This window comes from Mucilaginibacter sp. NFX135 (assembly GCF_048565145.1).
Classification (GTDB): domain Bacteria; phylum Bacteroidota; class Bacteroidia; order Sphingobacteriales; family Sphingobacteriaceae; genus Mucilaginibacter.
The window spans coordinates 5,587,507-5,604,525 of record NZ_CP183412.1 but is presented as its reverse complement, the minus strand read 5'-3'; the positions used below and the strand labels follow the sequence as shown (position 1 = coordinate 5,604,525).

Sequence of the window (17,019 nt, the reverse complement as noted above, 5' to 3'; positions counted from 1 at the left end):
TAAATAATTATTTGGTTAAAATAATTACAAAAGAGCTATATAACAACTAAAAAAGACAGATTTACATTTTATATTTGAATCATATGCAAACGATAAAGGTAACCACCACACAAAACATAGATATTGATTACGAGGTAGCCGGTTTAGGCGAACGTATTGTGGCCTATATAATTGATATGGCCATGTTTGTGGTTATCATTATAGCTACACTTATAGCTATTGGTTCGGCGGGTGGAATGGGAAGAGGAAGCAGTGGTATTGGGCTTGGTATAATGTTAATTATTTATGCCGTATTATTTGTTTTTTATGATCTGATATGTGAATTAGCCATGAATGGGCAAAGTGTGGGTAAAAAGATCATGAAAATAAAGGTAATAAGCCTGGATGGCGCCAGACCACGCCTGGGGCAATACCTCATGCGCTGGTTATTCCGGATAGTTGATTTTACCTTAACCAGTAATTTGTGCGCGTTGGTCTGCGTAGCCGTGTCAGACAAATCGCAGCGTGTTGGCGACATGGTGGCCGGTACTACACTCATCAGAACCGTGCCCCGCACCAAAATGCAAAACATCGCCTTTAAACCGGCAGATGATAATTATCAGCCTGCATTTCCGGATGCTGCCAGGTTAAGTGAACAGGATGTAGAACTGATAAACGAAGTGATCAACAATTATGTTAAAAGCGGTAACAGCATGCTGGTATATAATATGGCGCAACGCATCAAAGATCTGCTGAATATCAACCCTCCCGCCGAAATGAATAACATGTTGTTTTTGCAAACTATTATTAAAGATTACACCCACATTATAGCTCAGGCCGACGTTTTGTAATGGCCATATACCTCCCACATTTTAATGCCGTAGCTAATCAGTACAATACTACCCATAATCATGAACAAGGTTTTCTTGATGGTTGATTTGGGGGTATCCAGTTTAAAACAGCCATCGGCAATACCGTAGGCGAAGAAGAACAGGAGTGGAATGGCCGGAGGATACAGCGCGAAACTTTGTTGAAGATCGCCCTTCAAAAGAGCTACAACCGCGCGTTGAAAACCGCAGCCGGGGCAGTCGATCCCGGTTACGTATTTGAAAGGGCAGAGGAGCAAATGATTTTGCAGCCAGTGGATAAAACCGGCCTGGCTGCAAAATATTTGTAAATAGCTTTTATTGAACAGCATTACACCTGTGACGGAGGCGGATTAGTGTTGAACGGATCCTGGTAATTGGTTGATGGATCAAATGGTTTAGCACCACCCACAAACCCGGCGCCGGCAGGACCTAAATATGGATAGTTGCCAAAACCTAAAATCGGCAAAAAAATAAAGTGTAAAAATATAATACCAATCGTAAAACCAACGCCTTGGCCAAAACTCTTGCTCAGTAAATTAATTGCCCAAATTGCAAAAATAAAACTCGTGCATGGAAAGATAATAAGGAATAACCACCATATAGGTTTGCCAATGATCTCAAGAAGTACAATGGTACTGTAAATTGGGATAATGGATGCCCAACCAGGTTTACCGGCTTTTTCAAATATTTTCCACAGTCCAACAATAGAGATAATACTTGTAATTATTAATGGGACAATACATGCCATGAATATGGCAATAAATATTCCGGACGAGGCTGCTGATGAAGGATCGTAATCTTGCATTTGATTTTGGTTTAAGTGATTGTTTGAGTGTTTTTGATTACCCGCAAATTATAAAATATTTAAATAAAAATTAAACGCAACGCTTTTTTTATTACAAAGCAGGAATGACATTTTATTCATAATTTTGACCAGATGCAGAGAGAACAAATTTCGGTTTTTGATATGTTCAAGATAGGCATAGGGCCTTCCAGTTCACATACATTGGGCCCCTGGCGGGCGGCACAGCAATTTGTACATTCACTTGAACAACAAGCTGTTTTGCCCCTGGTTGAACAGGTAAAAATACTGCTTTACGGTTCGTTGGCTAAAACAGGTCGTGGTCATGGTACCGATATTGCCATACTATTAGGACTGAGCGGCGATGATCCGGTAACTTTTGAGGTTGATCAGATAACATCAAAAATTGGAGATATCACAGCAACCCATAAATTACAGCTTGGGGGCGTTCAAACCATTACTTTTTCGGTGGCTGATGATCTGCTTTTCCTGTTTAACGAAAGCTTGCCTTTTCATCCCAACGCGGTAACTTTTCAGGCTTTTCTGAATAATGGGAAGGCTGTTTCAGAAACTTATTACTCCATAGGCGGTGGCTTTGTGGTAAAAGAGGGTGGATCTAATCAGACCAAACAAGAGGTTGATTTGCCTTTCCCTATTGATACCGCTGCCGATCTGCTGCATTGGTGCATTAAAACTGGGCTAAAAATATCAGAAGTAGTGATGGAGAACGAACTGGCCTGGCGTATCGAGCAAGAAACCCGTAGTGGTGTGCTTAATATTTTCAAAGCCTTGAAAGAGTGCATTTATCGTGGCTGCCATACCACCGGACAATTACCGGGCGGTTTAAACGTGGCCCGGCGTGCTTTTAAACTCAACAGCAAATTAATAGGAAATAACACTTATACAAATTATGATGAATGGGTTGTAGCCATCCGTAAAACAGGCGAAAGTTTTAAAAATATACTGGATTGGGTAAGTTGTTTTGCGCTGGCTGTAAATGAGGAGAATGCCTCGTTTGGCAGAGTGGTTACGGCGCCTACCAATGGTGCGGCTGGTGTTATACCTGCAGTACTACAATATTACATAGTTTTTTGCGATGGTAATACAGATCAGCGTATCATCCAGTTTTTACTCACTGCTTCAGAAATTGGCAGTATCTTTAAAAAAGGAGCTACCATATCGGCAGCAATGGGTGGCTGTCAGGCCGAAATTGGGGTGTCATCAGCCATGGCCGCAGCAGCGCTTACCGAGTGTATGGGTGGCACGCAAAGACAGGTACTCATGGCTGCCGAAATAGCGATGGAGCATCACCTGGGCCTTACCTGTGATCCGATAGGCGGACTGGTGCAAATTCCTTGTATCGAACGCAATACCATGGGCGCTATCAAAGCCATAACAGCTTCGCAGCTGGCTTTGCAGAGTAATCCAGAAAAAGCTAAAGTGAGTTTGGATGCAGTGGTGAAAACCATGTGGCAAACCGCCCTTGACATGAACTCCAAATATAAGGAAACATCAGACGGGGGATTGGCTATCAACATCCCAATTAGCTTGCCGGAGTGTTAGCCCCGGCCCACTGAAGAGAGAGTAGCCCATCAAAAGCAGAGGGTGTCATGGTGATCAGGCCTCTGCGCTCAACCCTTCGACGGAGCTCAGGGTGACACCTCTCTTTTTTGAACATTATTTATTTGCTATGTTTTTAGGGCTATTATCTTTGTAAGGTGCACGGTCCCTGGCTTTGCATAATAAATCTTAAAAACTACAAGTTGCCGCGGGTTTTATTCCCTCTTTATCAACTGTTAAAACGGGTTTGTCATTTTTAAAGGTTACCACCCAAATGGTATCGTAATCATTATCAGGCCATTGCAGGTCTTTAACTTTTAGGCCGAGCTTTTTTAATATAGATGGGATCTCGTTATGTTCCCATACCACCAAAATGGTACCTTTTCGACCGGTGAGCTCCTCGGCTATGTCCTTCGTGTCCTCTTCTTCAAATACACTATTGATTGTTAAGTTATACTTAATGGCAAAAGGCGAAATGGTTTGAAACATGCGCGCCCGGGGAGTTGATTTACCCAAATGCAAGGCAGGGACGTAAACCCGATCGGGCAAACCGAATTTGGCTTTCAAAACTGCCGGTAGTTTTAGTGCCCGGTTTAAGCCAGTACATGACAGATTATCGCCATCGTCAGGTTTCTCGGCATGGCGGATAAAAATCAACTTCAAATTTTTGCTTTGCGCGTTTGACCTGCAATTGGTGAAGCAGATCACCAATAAGATCAAAGCAGGCAAAAAAGCAATTCTTTTTATCATAACTAACAATCTAAATCCCAAATCGAACATCCGAATTCCGAAATCAAAAGGGGCTTACTCCACACTTACAGTGAGGCCTTCCTGCTGCAGTATTTTACGGTAGATCTCCATTTCGGTAAATGAACCTTCCAATACCGCGCATTTGCCTTCGTTGTGTACCTTCCAGGCAATTTTTTCGGCTTGTGCTTCGGAGTAATCGAGATACTTCATCATGCAATGGATCACGTGATCAAAGGTGTTAAAATCATCGTTCCACAATATCAGGCGGTGAACTTCTTTAAGTCCTGCCAGTATCTCTTCGAGTGTGAGTGTTTCTTCCTGTGTTTCGGTTGGCATACGTAACTACAAATTTACTCAAAAACAATAATAAAAGTGTTAAAATTGTGTTTTATGGGCTTAAAAATCATGTTACAATATAGCGCCGATCAAAAACCCTAAACGCCCCAACCCAATGAAAAAAATCGCTCCTCATCTTATTTTAGTATGTACCTTACAGTTAATAACTACCGGTGTAATGCATGCCCAAACCGCGAAAAATGCCCAATCGACATTAAAAACCCCATCCGCACCGGTTACTATTGATGGTAACCTGAAAGACTGGGGCGATAGTTTGCGGTATTTCAACGACGAAAAAAAGATCAATTACACGCTGGCCAATGATCAAACTATGCTTTACGCTGCTATAAGGATCAGTGACCGTATGGATCAGATCAGGACTTTAAACGCGGGAATTACCTTGAGCATTGATACCAAGGGCAAAAAAAAGGAGAGCTTTTCCCTTACTTTTCCACTGGCCGATCCGGGAACGCCGCCAACATTTGGAAAACGGGATAACCCGGGCGGCGATATTACCAAAGAAGACCGTGATGAGCTGATACGTGAACGTGTAACCAAACTACGCAATATAAAAGTGGTAGGTTTTAAAGATATTGAGGGCGATATGATAACTACCTCAAACACCTATGGTATTAAAGCCGCTATTGATTATGATGCCGAAGGTAACCTGGTTTATGAGATGGCCATACCCTTACAGTTTTTTCATGCAGAGGACATCGCTAAAAATGAATGGGCATTTAACTTTAAAATAAACGGCTTACAAAGGGCCAAAGGTGATGGTGCCGAAAATCCCGATCATCAAAGCGGTGGCTTTGGGGCAGGTGGTGGCGGCGGAAGAGGCGGTCGTGGCGGTGGCGGAATGGGCGGTGGTGGTCGCGGCGGCAGAGGCGGTCGTGGCGGCGGAGCGGGTGCAGGCGGGGCGGAAAGCGGCCGCAGCGAATTGGCCAGATCTGTTGATTTCTGGGAGAAATTTTACCTGGCTAAGTAATAATTCAAGAGTTAAAATTCAAAAGTCAAAAAAACTGTTCTTCTGAAGCATCTAAAATAAGTAAAAAGTCAAAACCCGATATGGATTTTGACTTTTGACTTCGAATCTACTCTACCTTATATTTAAATACCTGCCGGCCCAGGTTGCCGTCAGCGTCAATACCTTCAATAATTACGCGGTAAGTACCTTTGGCATCGGCATTAAAGAAGGACATCGAAGCATTACCATCCTTATCGGTGATGATCTTAGGGTTCCAGTATATGGTCGATCGCAGATCCTGCATTTGTGCATTTGTTTTCGGGCCATCATATTGAGGCGAATAAAACTCCCGCGCTTTATAATATCCTTTAGGCGAGTAAGTAACTACGCCGGGAGCATAGCGATTATAAACGGACCCTTCGTCGCCACGTTTAGTAGTGATCACCAAAACTCCACCACCACCTCTGAAACCATATATGGCGGTATTGCCCACCGAACGTAAAACTTCAATACTGGCAATATCCGATACTACTATATTGTCCAGGTAGTCTGGTTCCATATAAATACCGTCGACCACTATTTGCATAGGGCCACCGCCACGGGTTGAATAGGGTTTGCCCCCGCGAAACTGTACTCCCAGGAGCCGGCCTTGTAGTATATTGGAAAGATTGCCGCCCATATTCTCCAGGTCTTTATAGGTTAAAACCTGGTCGGCATTACCTGCTCCGTTTAAGTTTGATGAATGTTTTACCGCGGTGGTACGGGTATCTTTTACAACCACCTCTTTTAGTACGATGGTATGGTTCCCTATACCATATTTTACCTGCTCATTGAATAATTTTTTGCTGTTCTGTAGATAAACCGAACGACCATCGCTAACATTTATCTGGATGTCGGCGGCATTTTTATTTTTTCCTACTGCTTGCGGAGCTATGTTATCCAGTTCTATCTCCAGGTTCTTACGATCCTTAGCCGTGCGGGCTTGCACTACAAATCTGATGCTATCCCTAAATACCAGGTTATTGAAAGTGAATTTACCCTGGGCATCAGCTATAGTATCTAAAATGAATACGCCGCCGGCAGTAGTAAATAGTGTTACCTTACCGTTAGGTACCGGTTTGCCACCAAATGTTTTTAAATGCCCGGTTACCTGTAATGTTTTTTCGGGTTGATAAACCACAGGAGGGAAGGTATCGTTGATCACCTGTTTCCATTCAAATCTGCGGTAGCCCTGGGTAAGCATCAATACGTCAAGATCGGCTTTGGTTTTAGCGCTTTGATCTGCAAAATAATAACCGGGTTTTTCTATATAGCCTTTCAGGTCGGAGCTTAGTAATATGTTCGAAAAAATACTTTCTTCCGTAGTTTCATCAACCGGTACTTTTGACAGATCGATAACTGAGGCTGAAAAGCTGCCGATAATGGGCTTGTCATCTTTGTCTTTCGCATTCAGACTAATGGTTACTTTTTCGCGAGGTGCAAATTGCTGCTTAGGTGCCGAAACCGATAATTTAAGGTGATCTGGATTTTGAATAAATACAACACGCTCATTCAATGGTTCGCCACTGGCCGAAAACAAAGTGAACTGCACAATGCCCGACGGGAATTTGCTCTTTGGAATAACGGCCCTGAATGTTTTACTGTTATCGGAACTTTTAGCGGCATAATAAATTTCACCGCTGCTTTGCGCTACCAGCATCAGGCTTCCGGCAGCTGTAGTGCTTTGTGCAATACCCGATCCGGGTAATATTTTTGCTACCACGTTATCATCAGCAGAATTGTCAATGTTTAAAACATAGGCGTTATCAACCGCTTTAGGCAGGTTAAAATCAGCCGTGGATCCATCAGCAAATATGACATGGGCTTTATAAGTTTTGCCACTCATGGGTGTTAAGTTAAACACGCCCATGCCCAGGTGGGTACTGTTAAATGTAGCTACTGTTTGGTTTTGGTCATCCACAACCGTACCTTTTACATCAACACCAAGGCCATCGGCTCCAACGGCCTTAAAAGCTACTTTTGAACCGGCATCATTTACCAGGGTGCCGCTTTCCGGAAAAAATTGTACATCTACTTTAGCAGATACCGCTTTAATGGGCACTACCTTGGTGATCAACTTTTTATCGATGAGTTTGATATTGGCAATAATGTTACCGGTGGCTGCCGGGTTTGGAGTGGTATTAAGAAATGAGGCAGTTAAATCGCCTTTATCATTGGTTAAGCCCTTGCCTTTAGAAACTGTTTTGCCATTCAATTCAACGCGGTAGCTTACTTCATTACCGGCATATGGCGATCCGTTTGCATCGGTAAAATTGATCAGGGCATTTACCTTTTGTTTTCCATTTTGTTCACCGTAAGTATACTCGGTTCTGGTGAAAACCGTATTACCGATGCCTTTGGATATAGTGATGGTTTTATCATAAAAATAGGCATCGCCAGCGTTGCGCATCCAATTGGTATAGGCTCTTATGCGGTAGTTACCATCCTGCATCGTATCTGGCAGGGCAAAATCGCCATAAGCTATGCCACTGGTGAGTGGAAGTTTAATGCTGCGCTTTACTGAATCATCTTCGCCGATCAGATCGACATTTAAAATTTCGCTATAAGCGGATAGCTGGTGCTTGCTGCCAATGGTTACGTAAGCCTTAAACCAGATGTCGTCGCCAACGGCATAGTAAGGTTTGTCCAGATGGAGGTAAACTTTTTCCTGCGGATGTTCGGCACGCCACTTATAAAGCTGGTCGACCAGTTTACCGAGCAGATCATCGCCTGGGCCGGTAAAACCGAAAATTGCGGTAGCAATCACCGTTATCAACAAGCCGACAGATACTTTTTTGAATGTTATCATGGTAAATAAAGTTTAATCTACACAAAATATCTAATCAGGCGATGAGTTGTGAGGTTTTAGGTTATATGTAAGATTAATGTACGATGCAATTAAGCCATATCCAAAGCTTAATTTCACTTTGACCTACCCCAATAACAATGGTTTAATCGTTCTGAAAAAAAATCGTTTAAAATTTATTCTTCCACATCATGCTTTCAACCGGGCGTGTAGTAGGATTATTATATTTAGCGTTGCTTTTGGTGTTGTACCTGGTTTCAATATCGCCTTCAACCACAAAATAAATCAGTTGACCAATAGGCATACCTGCATAAATACGTACAGGCTGGGCGCATGAAATTTCAAGCGTCCAGGTATTGCAGAAACCTACGTCGCCTTTGCCTGCGGTAGCATGTATATCAATCCCTAACCTGCCGGTACTTGATTTTCCTTCCAGGAAGGGTACATGACTGTGGGTTTCAGTATACTCCATGGTAACTCCAAGGTAAAGCGTATTAGGCTGCAGGATAAATCCTTCTTTGGGGATCTCAAAACCATCAATCTCGTTATGCAGTTTGGCATCCAGTACCCTGTCGCGGTAAGTGGCCAGGTGCTTGCCTAAATGAACATCGTAGGAGTTGGTGCCCAGGCATTCGCGTTTAAAGGGTTCAATAATAATACTTCCTTTTTCAATTTCTTCGAGAATGCGCTTATCTGATAATATCATGGTAGGGCCTAAATTAAAAATTTGATTTGAAGATTTGGTAATTTGAAGATTTGAAAATGAAATAAATAAAGGTATCGATACCCAATTTCAAATCTTTCCAATCTTGTTTATTTTCAAATAACCCAACTCCTTCCATTTTCAAATCTTCAAATTACCAAATCTTCAAATTGATATATTTTTAATTAAATTTATTTGACATAAGTTTGCTACCTATTTTGCAATTTTACTTATTATGGCTATAGCATACAGGCAGCGTATCGACGATGATACCGAATTTGCGCTCTGGAAAATCGAAGAAGAGGCTGACGACCTGTATAAACAACTACAACTTGACGAGGACGAAAAAGCTTACGTTGAAAAACTAAGCAATGGCAAGCGCCACCTGCATTGGCTGGGTACCCGTGTGCTGCTCCGCAAAATGTTGCATACCGACGAATATATTGATTGCAAAGTTGATGCCCATGGCAAACCCTACCTGGTGAACCTGCCCTATCATATTTCGCTGAGCCACTCTTTTGATTATGCCGCCGTGATGATCAGCAAAACACATAAAGTTGGGATAGATATTGAACTGATAAAACAAAAAGTTGAACGCATAGCAGGTAAATTCTTACGGCCTGATGAAATGAGCTTTATTATTAACGATGAGCACAAAATTGAACAGCTTTACGTTTGCTGGTGCGCCAAAGAGGCTATTTACAAATGCAATGGTGAAAAAGAGGTATCATTTGCGGATAACATTTTTTTAGATCCTTTCAGCTTTAATACGCGGGGCGAACTAAGCGCCCGCCTGCATAAAAACAATATCAACCTGGATTATATCGTAAGTTACATGCAGTATGAAGGTTACATGATAGGCTACGTAAAGGGACAAATGTAATGAAGAACAAAAAAGTATTTTTTCAGGACTGGGGTTTGATAGATTATCAGCAGGCCTGGGATAAGCAGGAGGAGTTATTTGCTGCTTCGGTAAAAACCAAATTGAATAACCGCAACAGCGAGCTAGCTTATGAAGCTGCCGCCAAAACACCTGTGTCAGCCGGCACTTACGAGCCTTTTGAGCCCGGGGAAACTTTTAACTACCTGGTGTTTTGCGAACACCCGCATGTGTATACGCTGGGAAAAAGCGGGAAACCTGAGCATTTATTGCTTGATGATAATGGGCTGAAAGAAAAAAACGCGGTTTATTATAGCATTAATCGTGGCGGGGATATCACCTATCATGGGCCGGGCCAGATTGTATCTTACCCGATACTTGACCTTGATAATTTTTTTACCGACATACACTTATACTTACGCACACTGGAAGAAGCAGTTATTTTAACTTTAGCAAATTATGGCTTAAAGGCTGGTCGTTACCCGGGTTATACCGGTGTTTGGTTTGACGCCGATAATGAAAACGCCCGCAAGATATGTGCGATGGGTGTGCGCTGCAGCCGCTGGGTAACCATGCATGGACTGGCTTTTAACGTTAATGCCGATCTGGATTATTTTAATAATATTGTACCCTGTGGTATCGATGATAAGGCCGTAACCTCTATGCAAAAAGAGTTAGGCCGCGAAGTTGATATAAATGAAGTAAAAGAAATCCTTAAACATCATATTTCCGTATTGTTTGATATGGAGATGTTATAATGAAAGCATTATTTTTAGTTTTATTATCGATAGGTACCTTATCGGCCTGCACAAAAACAGCATCGATGTCATATACACCACAAGCTCAGCCACCTATTCCTATAATTGATACGTTAAGCTACCTGGCTCTTGGCGATTCATATACTATTGGCCAATCTGTAGATGAGCATGATGCCTTCCCCTACAAACTTGCAGGGCAGTTGCCCGGACATAAAATAACCGGCCCAACCATTATAGCCCGAACCGGCTGGACAACCCAGCAATTAATATCGGCTATTGACGGCAGCGACATCAAAGACAAAACCTACGACATGGTAACCTTGCTTATCGGCGTGAACGATCAATATGGCGGGGGCAGTCAGGCCGATTATCGTGTTAAGTTTGTACAGGTTTTAAATACCGCCATCAAATTGGCCAAAGGCAATACCAGGCATGTTTTTGTATTATCTATACCCGATTATGGGGTAACACCCTTTGCCCATGGCGACGATGCGCGCATTGGTAAAGAGATCGATCAGTTTAATGACATTAACCGGCAGGAGAGCGCCAACGCGGGCGTTAATTATATCGATATTACACCCATATCTAAACTGGCTGCCAACAATTCCTCACTTATTGCTAATGACGGCTTGCATCCATCCGCCACGATGTACCAGATGTGGGTTGATAAACTGAAACCGGTTGTTTTAAGCGCCCTGGAAAAGAAATAAGAAATGATATTTCAATAAAAAGGTGCACCAAACGGCGCACCTTTTTTATTTTATGGAATAATAATGATTATCCTACCAGGTAATTCCAACCGTAAGTATCAGGCGCGTTACCATATTTAATGGCATCAAGCGTTGTTAAAACTTTTTGAGAGAACTCACGTGTTTTTGGATCGCTCAGCAAATACTCTTCGCCATCAACACTTATTGAACCTACCGAAGCTATAGTGGCGGCAGTACCGGCCCCAAAGGCATCAGTCAGTTTGCCGTTTTTGGCCCCTTCAATAATTTCGGCTACAGATACTTTGCGTGTTTCAACCGGGATGCCCCATTCTTTAGCTAAAGCAATAACGGTATCACGGGTTACGCCATCCAGTATAGTGTCTTTTGCTTCGGCAGTGATCAGTACACCATCCAGCAGGAACATGGCATTGGCAGCGCCCATTTCTTCAATATATTTATGTTCTTTGGCATCGGTCCAAATCAATTGATCAAAACCTTCTTCGGCTGCTTTACGTGCTGGTAGCATAGATGATCCGTAGTTACCTGCCGCTTTGGCAAAGCCCATGCCGCCTTCGGCGGCGCGGGTATAGTGCGTTTCGATCTTCACGCGCAGTGTTTTTGAAAAATATGGTCCAACGGGGCCTGCAATTACCATATATTTATAGGTAGCAGACGGATTTACGCCCAGGAACGGATCGGTAGCGAACATGAATGGGCGGATGTACAAAGAATGATTTGCTTTGGCAGGCACCCATTCGCGGTCGATATCAACCACGGCGGCCATGCTTTGTAAAAATATTTCTTCGGGGAGTGTCGGCATGCACAAGCGCTCGGCCGATTTGTTTAAACGGATAGCGTTTTTGTCCGGACGGAAAATGGTTACTTTTCCATCGGCATGTTTGTAAGCTTTTAGCCCTTCAAAAAATGCTTGTCCGTAATGCAGTGCAGAAATAGCCGGACTAACCCCAATCTCGCCGTACGGAATGACCTGCAGGTTCTTCCATTCACCATCAGCATAATCGGCCACAAACATGTGGTCAGAAAATGTTTTTCCGAATGGTAAGTTGTCAAAATCCGTTTCAGCTAAACGGGAATGTGCGGTTTTGGTGATCTTGATGTCCAGCGTCTCAGTCATGGCCTTATGTGTTTATAATTTAGAAAATGGCAAGTTAGGAATTTTTTTATGTACTTGCGATAAGGAATTGATAGTTAGACCAATTTTGGGGGATTGTTGCATATTATAGACATAATTGTTTTAATAATTCTATCGATTCCAATGGAATTAAAGGATAACATTTTGCAGCAATAACTGAGAGCGTATCTTGCAAATACCCTTCTGATGTGTACTTTGACAAAGATGGAAACACTTTTCTTAACTTTGTTTCAAGTTCATCATGACCCTGCATATTGACGAACCACTTAGGTATCGATACTCTTTTTTGATTGTAGTAGAAAATATCTATATATTGATCAGACTTTAACGCAGGAAAAACGTCTTCTATCTTTTTTATATACCAGTTCCAAACCTCTTGTAGTCTTTCATTGGATTCATTTGATAAATTATACTGATTATAAGTGTCATCGAAATTAAGCTCTGATCTAATATTATTCGCCCCGTTTGATTCTAAAAACAGAACAGATAGATAGATTGCATCATAAAGAAAATTTTCAACTGAATATCTACGCTTTTCCCCATGAACAAATACTTCATTTGAGCTACTGTTTTTGCCATCCCAATCAATTATTCCGTAAGCGCTATTTACCCCTCCTTCTCTTAATTTTAATACGGTCGATTTAACCCAATCACAATTACCTTTGCCCATTTCATTTGAAATAAAGTAAAGTTTGAATGTTAACTTTTCTTCAGCGTTAACTTTGTTAAAAAGTTTTTGAAAGTAAGTGACGTCGGTTGGGCTTTCTAAAAGGATTTGTTTGTGATTTCTATAATCAATACTTAGGGTCGGAATCTTCCCTGTTAAGATTTCGAGAGCCGAGTCTTTTGATATTTGTTTGAGAGAACAGGAAGGCGTATTAGCCATTTCATAAATACAATCTTCAGGAGCTAAAGCAACTGTTGAAGGGGAGTGGGTTGTCATGATAACCCGGATGCCAAGCTTATTGACAAAGGATTTGTAGAGTACATCAATGAGCAACTTTGACATTTCAGGATGTAGATAAGCGTCCGGTTCATCCAAAACTATAAGCTCTGGGAATTTTAAATCGGTTTCATAATATTTTTGAGTGAAAAGCTTTAACACCAAACCAATTATTACTTTTTCACCGCTTGAAAGATCATCAAATAATACAATTTCATTCACCCCTTCTTTTTGAAAATTCAGTTCAATTCTAATGCTTTCAGAATAATCTTCTATTTTATAAGTTTTAACTTTTAAAGGGATATCATTTTCTCTTAATATGGTATTTACTAAATCCCAAGGCGCAGGAAATTTAGTCTCAAATTCCGACTCATTTAAGACAGCGTTTGTTTCACCAAATCTTTCATTTCTGTAGCTTAGACGGTCATTATCATATCTACGTTTTAAATAATTGAAAAATATTGTTTCAACTTGGGACTCAAACATATCGGAACTGTCAATGTATTTTTCAAGTATTGGCGTGGTAAAAAAATCGTCTCTTTCGAGATCGTCAATATGTTTTTTTTTGTGGCCTTTTATTTGAGATAATATGTTAAATAAGGTGATATCGGCTTTAAGCGAATTCTTAAACAACTCAGTTAAATTGTTTTCAGGTTTAGAAGGTATAAATCTTATAGCTACTGGTGGATTCTCACTCAACAGGTTTTCCATGAAATTTTTCAAATCAGGAATTCTTAATAATTCAATAATCTGTGATTGTTCAAAATTTATGAAATCTGCTAAAGAGACATCGCTTTCAATTAATGTGTTATAAAGCTTTTTACGCTCTTTTTTAATATTTTCAAAGGAGGTATAATAAGGCCCTATTTTTTTTTTGAAAATATCAATAGTAGCTGGGCCGTTCGATTTATATAATAAATCACTAACCTGAACAGTTGTTAAATGGGGATTAAAACTTAATTTAAATTCAGTATTTTGGTTGGATACTGGTTTTAGTGATTCGTTTATACAGTAAACTAACTGACTTTTGCCTGTTCCGTTTTTACCTGTGATTACAGTGAAGTTCGACAAATCATCACTTTCAAAAGAAGTAAGAGACTTGTATTTACCAGTAAAGTTTATTTTCATTGTGATTTAGGTTTATACGGCTTTTAAATCGGCAAATTGTAAATAAATATAAAGAAGACTGAAGTTTTCAAGACTTCGTAAGTCTAAAAATTAACGCTTTATTTGAATATTTAAATTTTCTTTATTAATAATCTTTCCTCCTAATCCTAATTCGAGGCTTCCTCCCTCCATTACCCAATTTTCCACTTCATCCGAAATTCGCCAAAATCCATCTATTTTCTTGAGTTTTTTATCTATATGTCTTGATATTTTCGCTGCCCACTTTTTATGCTCGTTTCTTAATTGCTCGTCCTCGACCCAGCCAGCTTTATAAAAAATGCGTCCGGGAGAAATAAGGGATGACGTTCTTTTACAATCTCTAAATTCTATGATAGGATCTTTATAATAATCAAATGAAAATCGACCTTTATTAATTCCACTGTTTAAAATTGAAACTTTCGGTTCCTGAAACTTATTTTTGAACCAAAAAGTTAGCATCCCAGATTCTTGCATTTTTGTCATGTTTTTGATGGCCTGCGGATACTCATTTTCAAAGGACCAGCCATTGAAAATCTCGATTTCATAAGTTTCCAAAAGAGAATTTAAAATATTAAGAGTTTCATTGGAGTTTAGGAAGAAGTTTAACTGGCTCATTTTATGAAAGGCATTTAGATATGACGAAGTTATTAAAACTTTGCAAAGCCATAACTAAAGCGTCATTGTGAGGTACGAAGCAATCTCCGACATACAGAGTCGCTCTGTATAGTATAGAGATTGCTTCGTGCCTCGCAATGACGCGATGGATTAGTAGAAGATTTAGAGGGGGTTACACCGTCAACTTCTTATACTTGATCCTTTTTGGCGCTATATCACCCAAACGTTTTTTGCGATTTTCCTCATAGTCGCTGTAATTTCCTTCAAAGAAGTAAACCTGCGAGTTGCCTTCAAAAGCCAGGATGTGCGTACAAATGCGATCCAGGAACCAGCGGTCGTGACTGATCACTACGGCACAACCGCCAAAGTTTTCCAGGGCTTCTTCCAGTGCGCGCAATGTATTTACGTCGATATCATTGGTGGGCTCATCCAGCAGCAATACGTTTGACCCTTTTTTCAAAGTGATGGAAAGGTGTACCCGGTTACGCTCACCGCCTGATAGTACGCCTACTTTTTTCTGCTGATCGGCACCGTTAAAGTTGAACTTGGATACATAGGCCCTGGAGTTAAGTGGTTTGTTGCCTACCATAATGGTTTCCAGTCCGCCGGTTACGTTTTCCCAAACAGATTTGTTAGGATCAAGGTCGTCATGCAATTGGTCAACATAGCCTAATGCGACGGTTTCGCCTACACGGAAAGTACCCGCATCCGGCTGATCCTGCCCGGTGATCAAACGGAATAAGGTAGTTTTACCTGCGCCGTTTGGTCCGATGATCCCAACGATACCTGCCGGAGGCAAGGAAAAACTCAGGTTATCAAACAATAATTTATCGCCGTATGATTTACTTACGCCATTGGCCTCTATCACCACATTACCCAAACGCGGGCCTGGCGGGATAAAGAGCTCCAGCTTTTCTTCGCGCTCTTTAGTTTCTTCCGATGCCAGTTTTTCATAATTACCTAAACGGGCCTTCGATTTGGCGTGGCGGCCTTTCGGTCCCATGCGCACCCATTCCAGTTCGCGTTCCAATGTTTTTTGGCGTTTGCTTTCGGTTTTATCTTCCTGCGCCAGGCGTTTGGCCTTTTGGTCGAGCCATGACGAGTAGTTGCCTTTCCATGGGATACCCTCGCCACGATCCAACTCCAGGATCCATCCCGCCACATTATCCAGGAAGTAACGGTCGTGCGTTACGGCAATCACGGTACCTTTATATTGTTGTAAATGCTGCTCCAACCAGTCAATCGATTCGGCATCCAGGTGGTTGGTAGGCTCATCCAGCAGTAAAACATCTGGTTCTTTCAGCAAAAGACGACACAATGCCACCCTGCGGCGTTCACCACCCGACAGTACCGAAATTTTGGTGTCAGGCTCGGGACAGCGCAGTGCATCCATGGCACGTTCCAGCTTGGTATCCAACTCCCATGCATTCACGGCATCTATCTGATCCTGCAGTTCGCCCTGGCGGGCCATCAGCTTATCCATTTTATCAGCATCACTGTAATATTCTTCCAGGCCAAATTTCTCGTTGATCTCTTCGTACTCCTTTAATAGGGCTGTAGTTTCGGCAACGCCTTCTTCTACCACCTCGCGCACGGTTTTTTCCGGGTCGAGCTCAGGTTCCTGGCTCAGGTAGCCTACGGTATATCCCGGCGAAAAAACAACTTCGCCTATATTGGTTTTATCAATGCCTGCTATAATTTTTAATAACGACGATTTACCCGAACCGTTTAAACCGATAACGCCGATCTTGGCACCATAAAAAAACGAGAGGTAAATGTTTTTTAAAACTGTTTTTTGCGGAGGGTAGACCTTACTAACCCCAGCCATTGAAAATATGATCTTTTCGTCTGCCATATAATTGATTAAAAAAGAAATTCAAATATGGTTAAAATTGGCGGATTCCCCGAAAAAAGGCGACGGATATCCTATTTTTGAATTAAGTATTCAGCATCAGGCTGCTTGCACATACTTGTTAAATAATTATTGCGTTTAAACATAAACA

General features: G+C 41.5%; 16 protein-coding genes. 6 read left to right on the top strand and 10 right to left on the bottom strand.

Translation table 11 applies throughout. The features are described from left to right. Positions 1-83: 83 nt before the first annotated feature. Entirely contained in the window at positions 84-830 is a 747-nt protein-coding gene (locus ACNURT_RS23395; RefSeq protein WP_419699713.1) for an RDD family protein, read from the top strand. Here ACNURT_RS23395 and ACNURT_RS23390 read toward each other — a convergent pair. Together ACNURT_RS23390 and ACNURT_RS23385 are read right to left on the bottom strand one after the other, a co-directional pair. Further along, the gene (locus ACNURT_RS23390; protein ID WP_419699712.1) at positions 812-1,177 is read right to left on the bottom strand and encodes a DUF2752 domain-containing protein; all 366 of its coding nucleotides are present in this window, start codon (positions 1,175-1,177) and stop codon (positions 812-814) included. The genes ACNURT_RS23395 and ACNURT_RS23390 overlap by 19 nt on opposite strands. After that, positions 1,177-1,653 (bottom strand): DUF5684 domain-containing protein, encoded by a 477-nt coding sequence (locus ACNURT_RS23385; protein WP_419699711.1) that lies wholly within the window; start codon positions 1,651-1,653, stop codon positions 1,177-1,179. The genes ACNURT_RS23390 and ACNURT_RS23385 overlap by 1 nt, the downstream gene beginning before the upstream one ends. 132 nt (positions 1,654-1,785) lie before the next feature. Here ACNURT_RS23385 and ACNURT_RS23380 point away from each other — a divergent pair, with 132 nt between their 5' ends. Next, complete coding sequence (locus tag ACNURT_RS23380) at positions 1,786-3,213, top strand: L-serine ammonia-lyase (protein ID WP_419699710.1); 1,428 nt, start codon at positions 1,786-1,788, stop codon at positions 3,211-3,213. 186 nt (positions 3,214-3,399) lie between these two features. Here the strand turns inward: ACNURT_RS23380 and ACNURT_RS23375 are convergent, their stop codons facing one another. Continuing rightward, the gene (locus ACNURT_RS23375; RefSeq protein WP_419699709.1) at positions 3,400-3,960 is read right to left on the bottom strand and encodes a histidine phosphatase family protein; all 561 of its coding nucleotides are present in this window, start codon (positions 3,958-3,960) and stop codon (positions 3,400-3,402) included. A gap of 54 nt (positions 3,961-4,014) precedes the next feature. Continuing rightward, positions 4,015-4,296, bottom strand: a complete 282-nt coding sequence (locus ACNURT_RS23370) for an ATP-dependent Clp protease adaptor ClpS (RefSeq protein ID WP_076379060.1) — start codon at positions 4,294-4,296, stop codon at positions 4,015-4,017. Positions 4,297-4,411: 115 nt separating this feature from the next. On the opposite strand from ACNURT_RS23370, the gene ACNURT_RS23365 reads away from it, so the two are divergent. After that, positions 4,412-5,284 carry a hypothetical protein gene (locus ACNURT_RS23365; RefSeq protein ID WP_419699708.1) on the top strand — a complete coding sequence of 291 codons (873 nt, stop codon included), beginning with the start codon at positions 4,412-4,414 and terminating at the stop codon, positions 5,282-5,284. A 106-nt stretch (positions 5,285-5,390) separates the two neighbouring features. Here ACNURT_RS23365 and ACNURT_RS23360 read toward each other — a convergent pair whose 3' ends face one another. Together ACNURT_RS23360 and dcd are read right to left on the bottom strand one after the other, a co-directional pair. Then, complete coding sequence (locus ACNURT_RS23360) at positions 5,391-8,111, bottom strand: TonB-dependent receptor (RefSeq protein WP_419699707.1); 2,721 nt, start codon at positions 8,109-8,111, stop codon at positions 5,391-5,393. A 166-nt stretch (positions 8,112-8,277) separates the two neighbouring features. Further along, entirely contained in the window at positions 8,278-8,814 is a 537-nt protein-coding gene (gene dcd, locus ACNURT_RS23355; protein ID WP_419699706.1) for a dCTP deaminase, read from the bottom strand. Positions 8,815-9,046: 232 nt separating this feature from the next. On the opposite strand from dcd, the gene ACNURT_RS23350 reads away from it, so the two are divergent. The 3 genes from ACNURT_RS23350 to ACNURT_RS23340 are packed head-to-tail and all read left to right on the top strand — an operon-like array spanning position 9,047 to position 11,159. After that, positions 9,047-9,694, top strand: coding sequence for a 4'-phosphopantetheinyl transferase family protein (locus tag ACNURT_RS23350; RefSeq protein ID WP_370999136.1), 648 nt, complete (start codon positions 9,047-9,049; stop codon positions 9,692-9,694). Then, positions 9,694-10,449, top strand: a complete 756-nt coding sequence (gene lipB, locus ACNURT_RS23345; RefSeq protein WP_419699705.1) for a lipoyl(octanoyl) transferase LipB — start codon at positions 9,694-9,696, stop codon at positions 10,447-10,449. Before ACNURT_RS23350 ends, lipB begins: the two co-directional genes overlap by 1 nt. Continuing rightward, positions 10,449-11,159 (top strand): SGNH/GDSL hydrolase family protein, encoded by a 711-nt coding sequence (locus tag ACNURT_RS23340; protein ID WP_419699704.1) that lies wholly within the window; start codon positions 10,449-10,451, stop codon positions 11,157-11,159. The genes lipB and ACNURT_RS23340 overlap by 1 nt, the downstream gene beginning before the upstream one ends. Before the next feature lie 67 nt (positions 11,160-11,226). Here ACNURT_RS23340 and ACNURT_RS23335 read toward each other — a convergent pair whose 3' ends face one another. The 4 genes from ACNURT_RS23335 to ettA all read right to left on the bottom strand — a co-directional run bounded on the left by ACNURT_RS23335 (position 11,227) and on the right by ettA (position 16,871). Next, positions 11,227-12,294 (bottom strand): branched-chain amino acid aminotransferase, encoded by a 1,068-nt coding sequence (locus ACNURT_RS23335; protein WP_419699703.1) that lies wholly within the window; start codon positions 12,292-12,294, stop codon positions 11,227-11,229. A 103-nt stretch (positions 12,295-12,397) separates the two neighbouring features. Next, entirely contained in the window at positions 12,398-14,383 is a 1,986-nt protein-coding gene (locus tag ACNURT_RS23330; RefSeq protein ID WP_419699702.1) for an AAA family ATPase, read from the bottom strand. A 90-nt stretch (positions 14,384-14,473) separates the two neighbouring features. Next, a complete protein-coding gene (locus ACNURT_RS23325) occupies positions 14,474-15,016 on the bottom strand; it encodes a hypothetical protein (protein WP_419699701.1) in 543 nt (180 codons plus the stop codon). A gap of 172 nt (positions 15,017-15,188) precedes the next feature. After that, a complete protein-coding gene (gene ettA, locus ACNURT_RS23320; protein WP_370999140.1) occupies positions 15,189-16,871 on the bottom strand; it encodes an energy-dependent translational throttle protein EttA in 1,683 nt (560 codons plus the stop codon). Positions 16,872-17,019 lie beyond the last annotated feature (148 nt).

What these genes read in the sequence shown, in the direction of transcription:
- ACNURT_RS23395 (WP_419699713.1), top strand. Translation starts at nt 84, where the DNA reads ATGCAAACGATAAAGGTAACCACCACACAAAACATAGATATTGATTAC.
- ACNURT_RS23390 (WP_419699712.1), bottom strand. Translation starts at nt 1,177, where the DNA reads ATGCTGTTCAATAAAAGCTATTTACAAATATTTTGCAGCCAGGCCGGT.
- ACNURT_RS23385 (WP_419699711.1), bottom strand. Translation starts at nt 1,653, where the DNA reads ATGCAAGATTACGATCCTTCATCAGCAGCCTCGTCCGGAATATTTATT.
- ACNURT_RS23380 (WP_419699710.1), top strand. Translation starts at nt 1,786, where the DNA reads ATGCAGAGAGAACAAATTTCGGTTTTTGATATGTTCAAGATAGGCATA.
- ACNURT_RS23375 (WP_419699709.1), bottom strand. Translation starts at nt 3,960, where the DNA reads ATGATAAAAAGAATTGCTTTTTTGCCTGCTTTGATCTTATTGGTGATC.
- ACNURT_RS23370 (WP_076379060.1), bottom strand. Translation starts at nt 4,296, where the DNA reads ATGCCAACCGAAACACAGGAAGAAACACTCACACTCGAAGAGATACTG.
- ACNURT_RS23365 (WP_419699708.1), top strand. Translation starts at nt 4,412, where the DNA reads ATGAAAAAAATCGCTCCTCATCTTATTTTAGTATGTACCTTACAGTTA.
- ACNURT_RS23360 (WP_419699707.1), bottom strand. Translation starts at nt 8,111, where the DNA reads ATGATAACATTCAAAAAAGTATCTGTCGGCTTGTTGATAACGGTGATT.
- dcd (WP_419699706.1), bottom strand. Translation starts at nt 8,814, where the DNA reads ATGATATTATCAGATAAGCGCATTCTCGAAGAAATTGAAAAAGGAAGT.
- ACNURT_RS23350 (WP_370999136.1), top strand. Translation starts at nt 9,047, where the DNA reads ATGGCTATAGCATACAGGCAGCGTATCGACGATGATACCGAATTTGCG.
- lipB (WP_419699705.1), top strand. Translation starts at nt 9,694, where the DNA reads ATGAAGAACAAAAAAGTATTTTTTCAGGACTGGGGTTTGATAGATTAT.
- ACNURT_RS23340 (WP_419699704.1), top strand. Translation starts at nt 10,449, where the DNA reads ATGAAAGCATTATTTTTAGTTTTATTATCGATAGGTACCTTATCGGCC.
- ACNURT_RS23335 (WP_419699703.1), bottom strand. Translation starts at nt 12,294, where the DNA reads ATGACTGAGACGCTGGACATCAAGATCACCAAAACCGCACATTCCCGT.
- ACNURT_RS23330 (WP_419699702.1), bottom strand. Translation starts at nt 14,383, where the DNA reads ATGAAAATAAACTTTACTGGTAAATACAAGTCTCTTACTTCTTTTGAA.
- ACNURT_RS23325 (WP_419699701.1), bottom strand. Translation starts at nt 15,016, where the DNA reads ATGAGCCAGTTAAACTTCTTCCTAAACTCCAATGAAACTCTTAATATT.
- ettA (WP_370999140.1), bottom strand. Translation starts at nt 16,871, where the DNA reads ATGGCAGACGAAAAGATCATATTTTCAATGGCTGGGGTTAGTAAGGTC.